Genomic DNA, 5337 nt, shown 5'->3' on the forward strand with positions numbered 1-5337 from the left:
CGGCGACTCCTACGATAATGCGATGGCAGAGAGTATCAACGGGTTGTACAAAACGGAGGTTATCCACCGCGGGAGCTGGAAAAACCGGACGGAAGTGGAGTTGGCCACGCTGGACTGGGTGGACTGGTACAACAACAGAAGGCTGCTCGGGCGGCTGGGTTACATCCCTCCTACTGAAGCCGAAATGAACTATTACGCTTTGCAATTAGCATCAGAGGAAGCGGCGTAGTATTGCCAAAATTACTCTCTAATAAACTCGGGGTTATTCAGCGGCCGGGTGATCCATTTCACCGCCTGAAAGCAAAAAAACAGCGTTACCAGGATCATCAGCAGTGAAGGCACGCTTAAAGAGGCGATGGCCTCATGTATTTCGGTATTGACGTGCTCATTGCGCACCGCTTCTGCGAGCGTGTTGTCGACCAGCAGGTCGATCTGCTCTTTGCTTTCATGCCATAACCAAAGCACGCTAATCAGTTGACACACCAACATGATTGCGCCAAGCACAATAATAAGCCGCCAGCGCAGGCTGTAAAAGCGACCGGCGCGCATCCGCAGGCCGCTCATGATTTCTCCGCAGTGGTGAGAAGATAACCGAAGCCGCGTAGCGTCTGGATACGGTCACGGCCTATTTTCTGGCGCAGATGGTGAATATGCACTTCGAGCGAGTTGGAAGAGGGATCATCATCCCAACTGTAAAGATCCTGATGCAGGATTTCACGATGAATGCGATGCCCCGCCCGCAACATCAGCCGGGAGAGGATGGCAAACTCTTTCGGGGTCAGGATGACCGTTTTACCGTCCACGGTGACATCATGGTGGGTCAAATCCAGAGAAATATCATCGACCCACAGCAGGTTATTACTGACACCCTGATGACGGCGAATGATGGCCCGGGCGCGGGCCAGCAATTCGCTTAGCGCAAAGGGTTTAATCAGATAATCGTCTGCGCCGAAATCCAGGCCGCGTACCCGCTCGTCAATCGCGTCACGCGCGGTCAGGATCAATACCGGCACGCCGTTGCCCTGCCGGCGAAGTTTTTCCAGCAGCGACATACCGTCGCCGTCCGGCAAACCTAAATCAAGAATAATCAAGCTATAGGGCGTGGAGGTCAATAACGGCCAGCTTTGACGCAGATTAGCGGCGCATTCACAGGTAAAACTTTCCTGCTCCAGCGCCTGCTGCAGGCCTTCGCGCAAGAGTTTATCGTCCTCAATCACCAAAATTTTCATCACCCGCAATCCCAGTAGCACAGCGCTCATCCATCGGGCGCCACAGGGTGCGGCAGCCCGTTGCATCGACCGGATAGCCGCCAGCGTGCCACAACGAAACGCCCTTCAGGCCTGTGCGGCAACCGTCAACGGGCGGTCAATGATGGTAATAGACCTCATTTTATCCGGCATGTTCAACCGGACCGGCAGCCGCACACCGGCGCAAACGCCTGGCGGCAAACGATGGAGATAAGGATAGCGCAGGCGGGGTCAGGGGCAAGCGGCGCGCACGAGGGTTATATGCCGCCGGCGAGGGGCGGCGTGCAAACACGGAAGGTCAAGTCTACCAGGCATCCGTGCGCGGTACACCGCCGGCCAAGCGCGTTAAACGCCGCCAGACCCCTTCCAGCGGCCCCTGACGAAAATACTTGAGCCACAGGGCAGACACGGCAATATTGATAAACCAGACCGCCGGCACAAACGCCATCAATTGTAGCCGGTCGTAGGCCATAAATAATCCCAGCTGATTAAAGAGCAAGGTACAGATGAGGGTTTGCAGCAGGTAGTTGGTCAGGGCCATTCTTCCGACATTGCCGAGGAGGCGGATAATCGTCTTGTCGGCCAGCCGTGGCCAGAACCCATACAGCAACGCGACATAGCCCAACGCCTGCAGCGGCGCGCTGATTTCCCGCGGCATTTGCAGTAAAAAACCGCACCAGCGATAATCCCAGCCCAGTTGCCACTGGGCCACCACCGCCGGCAGGTTGATTATCAACCCTGCCGGAATCAGCCACAGCGCCATCCGCCGATAATGCGCCGGTTCGCGGCGGCCCGCCAGCCAACCGTTGCGCATCAGCCCCGCGCCTATCAATATCGCGCCGGCCAATTGCCAACCGTATTGCGACGCCATCGCCAGCAGGCTACCGTGCAGTAAATTAAGCCGCTCGCGCCAGGCTTCCGGGCCGCCCTCGGTTTGCCAATAATGTTCATACACCCGATTGGCAATATCCGGCAGCCAGAAACGGCCGGGAGGCTGGTCGCCGAGCAACAATTGAAACACCAGCAGAAGCCCTACCCCTATGGCATAGAGCACAATACCGGTGCCGATAAGGCTACGCTCGCTCGGCGCCTGACGAATCAGCCCCAGACACAACAGGCCCACCAGGCCGTAATCCAGTAAAATATCCCCATCCCAAAAGAAGATGGCATGAATAACACCAAACCCCATCAGCCAGAGAAGCCGCGCGTGGGTCCAACGCGGTCCGCGCGGCAACAGCAGCACCAGGCCGCCGCCAAACAATAACGCGAATAAGGTGAGAAATTTGACCTGGGCCACCAGATCCAGCACGGCCCAGGTCCAGGCTTCGCCGTTGGCAATACTGCCGGTATAAGCGGGGTTAAGATACGCCGCTTTCGGCAGCCCGAAGGCGGTGATATTCATCAGCAGGATGCCCAGAATGGCTATCCCGCGCGCGCAATCCAACATCTCGATGCGCTGCCGCATGGGGGTTCTCTTCTGTCAGACGGCGCCGGCAGCGCCGTAAATAAGGGTTAACAATAGATTAACCGTTATGATGCGTGACAGCACGCAAAAATTCCTGGCGGGTATTTTGGCTGGATTTGAACAGTCCACCCAGCGAAGTGGTGGTCGTGGTGCTGGTGGCATCGCGGATCCCGCGCGCCTTGACGCAATAATGCACCGCGTCGATCGAGACCGCCACGTTAGTGGTGCCGAGCAGCGTCTGCAGCGCCAGCAAGATCTGCTGCGTTAGCCGCTCTTGTACCTGCGGCCGCTGGGCAAAAAACTGCACGATGCGATTGATTTTCGACAGGCCGATAACGCACTGTTTGGGGATATAGGACACCGTTGCCTTGCCGTCGATAATAACGAAATGGTGTTCACAGGTGCTGGTCAGCGTAATGTCGCGCACCGTGACCATCTCATCCACCTTCATCTTATTTTCGATGACGGTGATCTTGGGGAAATTGGCGTAATCCAGACCGGCGAAAATCTCCTCCACGTACATCTTGGCGATACGGTGCGGCGTTTCCGCCAGACTGTCATCGGTCAAATCAAGATTAAGCAACGTCATAATTTCCGTCATATGCTCGGCGATAAGACGTTTGCGCACTTCGTTATCCAGTACCTCGCCCCGCAGCGGTGTTTCCAGGCCACGGGCCAGTAAAGCGTCGCGTACTTGCGAGGCCTCTTTTGTCAGCGTTACCATATTCTTTATTCTCCAGCAGGCGATTCGCTCCCGCGGGGTTAACCGCAGAATGGGCAACACTCTAGTGGAGTGCGCGGGGATAATCCAGTGAATGTGTTTCATGATAGCTGAATCGTACGCACTTAACTTGCTCATTATCATAAGTATTTGGTTTAATGAAAAGCAGTTTAGCGCCGTGATTTTTACCCGGCGCGGCAGGTGTTGAGGACCAAGGATTTGGTGTATCAGGTGCCGATGCAGGCAGCGCGCATGGAGGAATACCGGGGAGGCACAGCGAGTGTCGAACATAAGCGCTGACAACGGGCGCCAAGCGGCGGCCCTCTCGTCAGTGGGGCTCAGAGGATCTTATATCCTTATCACTGAGAAGTAGTAAAGGAATGTCTCTTTGGACAACTCACTTGCTTTAGTGCCAGAAGCGCGCCTGGGTGGCGGCCGGGTTTACCTATAAGTGCCGAGTTTACAGGGCATTAGTGCCACGCTCTCCTGTCAGGCCCGCGCTTTCCATTAGCGCCGCATTTTCTCTCAGGCCCCTGTCCTGTTGTCTCGGCGCGGACGGCGGCGCGTCAGATAGGCCCCGGCTGACTGACCAGACCATCAATCAACACCTGCGGCCGACCCTGTGAACAGCGCTCAATACGGCCCTTGACGCCATATACGCTTGCCAGACTGGCGGGCGTAATCACGCGTTCAGGGGCACCGTCCGCCAGCAAACGCCCGTCGCGCAACATCAGCGCATGTTGGCCGTGACGGAGCGCAATATTGATATCATGCACCACCATTAGCGTGACAATATTGCGGCGCCGGGTTTCGCTGCCAATAAGTGACATCACATGATATTGATAATTGAGATCCAGCGCGCTAAGCGGCTCGTCGAGCAACAACAGCGCCGGCTGGCGTATCAGCGATTGCGCCAGCCCCACCAATTGCCTCTGGCCGCCGGAGAGGCTGTCCAGATAGTGCAGCGCCAGATGGGCTATCCCTAGACGCGTCAGCAGCGCCATTACCGCCTCCTCGTCAGCCTGATGCGCGCGGCCGCCGGAGGCGCGTTGCGCCACGATGACCGATTCCAGCACCTGCAAATGAACACCGGCGGGCAGGCTCTGCGGTAAATACACTACCTTTTCCGCGCGCCGGGCAAACGGCAATTGCATTAAATCTTCCCCCGCCAGCCAAAGCTCCCCGCGGGCCGGATTCAGACCGGCCAACGATCGCAGCAGCGTGGATTTGCCGCAGCCGTTAGGCCCCAGCAGCACGCTGATTTGACCACGGGGCAAACAGGGTACCTCGAGCTGGTCAATCACCCGACGTTTCGGATAACCGGCGCTAAAGCCGGCGATACGCAGTCCCGCGGTCATAGATCCCCCCGGTGGCGCAAGATGATGCTCAGGAAAAATGGCACCCCGACCAGCGAGGTCACAATGCCGACGGGGATAAGCGTGCCCGGCACGATATTTTTAGATGCCACCGACGCCATCGACAACACCAGCGCGCTGGCGGGCAGATAAAAGCGGTGATCTTCGCCGACCATCAGCCGGGCGATGTGGGGCGCCACCAAACCGATGAAACCAATCGGCCCGACGAAGGCGACCGCCAGCGCCGACAGAATACTGATACGCAGCAGCGTGCCCAGCCGCAGCGCGGTCAGCTTCCAAGCGCTGAACATCGACCAAGGCAACATCAGCGCAAAGGCTACGCTCATTATGGTCAATTTCGGCCAGGAGGCGCGCGCCAGACTGCCCATGGTCCAGAACACCAGGCCTTGCAACGTATCTTCGGTCACCTCGTTATACACAAGTCCGCAACGACTTATATGCCAAGGGTTAGCGGGCTGAAATAGGCAGCCGGTGGGGTTGTAAATGAAGTGAAACCGACGTGTACTATCGCCATTTACGGCGCTGAAA

Annotated in this window: 5 protein-coding genes and 2 pseudogenes; 1 reads left to right on the forward strand and 6 read right to left on the reverse strand. The window is 57.2% G+C overall.

Translation table 11 applies throughout. The features are described from left to right. Positions 1-229, forward strand: a 229-nt coding sequence (locus CINSTRO3249_RS12355; protein WP_143146879.1) for an integrase core domain-containing protein, incomplete at its 5' end; no start/stop codon positions are given. A gap of 35 nt (positions 230-264) precedes the next feature. On the opposite strand, the pseudogene CINSTRO3249_RS12360 reads toward CINSTRO3249_RS12355, so the two are convergent. The 6 genes and pseudogenes from CINSTRO3249_RS12360 to CINSTRO3249_RS12385 all read right to left on the reverse strand — a co-directional run. Continuing rightward, a pseudogene (locus tag CINSTRO3249_RS12360) lies at positions 265-564 on the reverse strand (two-component sensor histidine kinase); the annotation flags it as partial. Then, positions 561-1229, reverse strand: a complete 669-nt coding sequence (gene pmrA, locus CINSTRO3249_RS12365; protein WP_074013506.1) for a two-component system response regulator PmrA — start codon at positions 1227-1229, stop codon at positions 561-563. The pseudogene CINSTRO3249_RS12360 and the gene pmrA, both read right to left, overlap by 4 nt. Positions 1230-1551: 322 nt before the next feature. Beyond that, entirely contained in the window at positions 1552-2712 is a 1161-nt protein-coding gene (gene yeiB / locus CINSTRO3249_RS12370) for a DUF418 domain-containing protein YeiB (RefSeq protein ID WP_074013503.1), read from the reverse strand. 58 nt (positions 2713-2770) lie between these two features. Continuing rightward, positions 2771-3436, reverse strand: a complete 666-nt coding sequence (gene folE / locus CINSTRO3249_RS12375) for a GTP cyclohydrolase I FolE (protein ID WP_074013504.1) — start codon at positions 3434-3436, stop codon at positions 2771-2773. 563 nt (positions 3437-3999) lie between these two features. Beyond that, positions 4000-4791: an ABC transporter ATP-binding protein gene (locus tag CINSTRO3249_RS12380; protein ID WP_074013505.1), complete on the reverse strand. Its 792-nt coding sequence runs from the start codon at positions 4789-4791 to the stop codon at positions 4000-4002. Beyond that, positions 4788-5213 (reverse strand): annotated as a pseudogene (locus CINSTRO3249_RS12385) (FecCD family ABC transporter permease); the annotation flags it as partial. The pseudogene CINSTRO3249_RS12385 and the gene CINSTRO3249_RS12380, both read right to left, overlap by 4 nt. Between the last annotated feature and the right edge of the window lie 124 nt (positions 5214-5337).

The organism is Candidatus Sodalis sp. SoCistrobi (assembly GCF_900143145.1).
Taxonomy (GTDB): domain Bacteria; phylum Pseudomonadota; class Gammaproteobacteria; order Enterobacterales; family Enterobacteriaceae; genus SoCistrobi.

Coding starts and splice junctions, on each gene's coding strand:
- pmrA (WP_074013506.1), bottom strand. CDS start 1,229: ATGAAAATTTTGGTGATTGAGGACGATAAACTCTTGCGCGAAGGCCTG.
- yeiB (WP_074013503.1), bottom strand. CDS start 2,712: ATGCGGCAGCGCATCGAGATGTTGGATTGCGCGCGCGGGATAGCCATT.
- folE (WP_074013504.1), bottom strand. CDS start 3,436: ATGGTAACGCTGACAAAAGAGGCCTCGCAAGTACGCGACGCTTTACTG.
- CINSTRO3249_RS12380 (WP_074013505.1), bottom strand. CDS start 4,791: ATGACCGCGGGACTGCGTATCGCCGGCTTTAGCGCCGGTTATCCGAAA.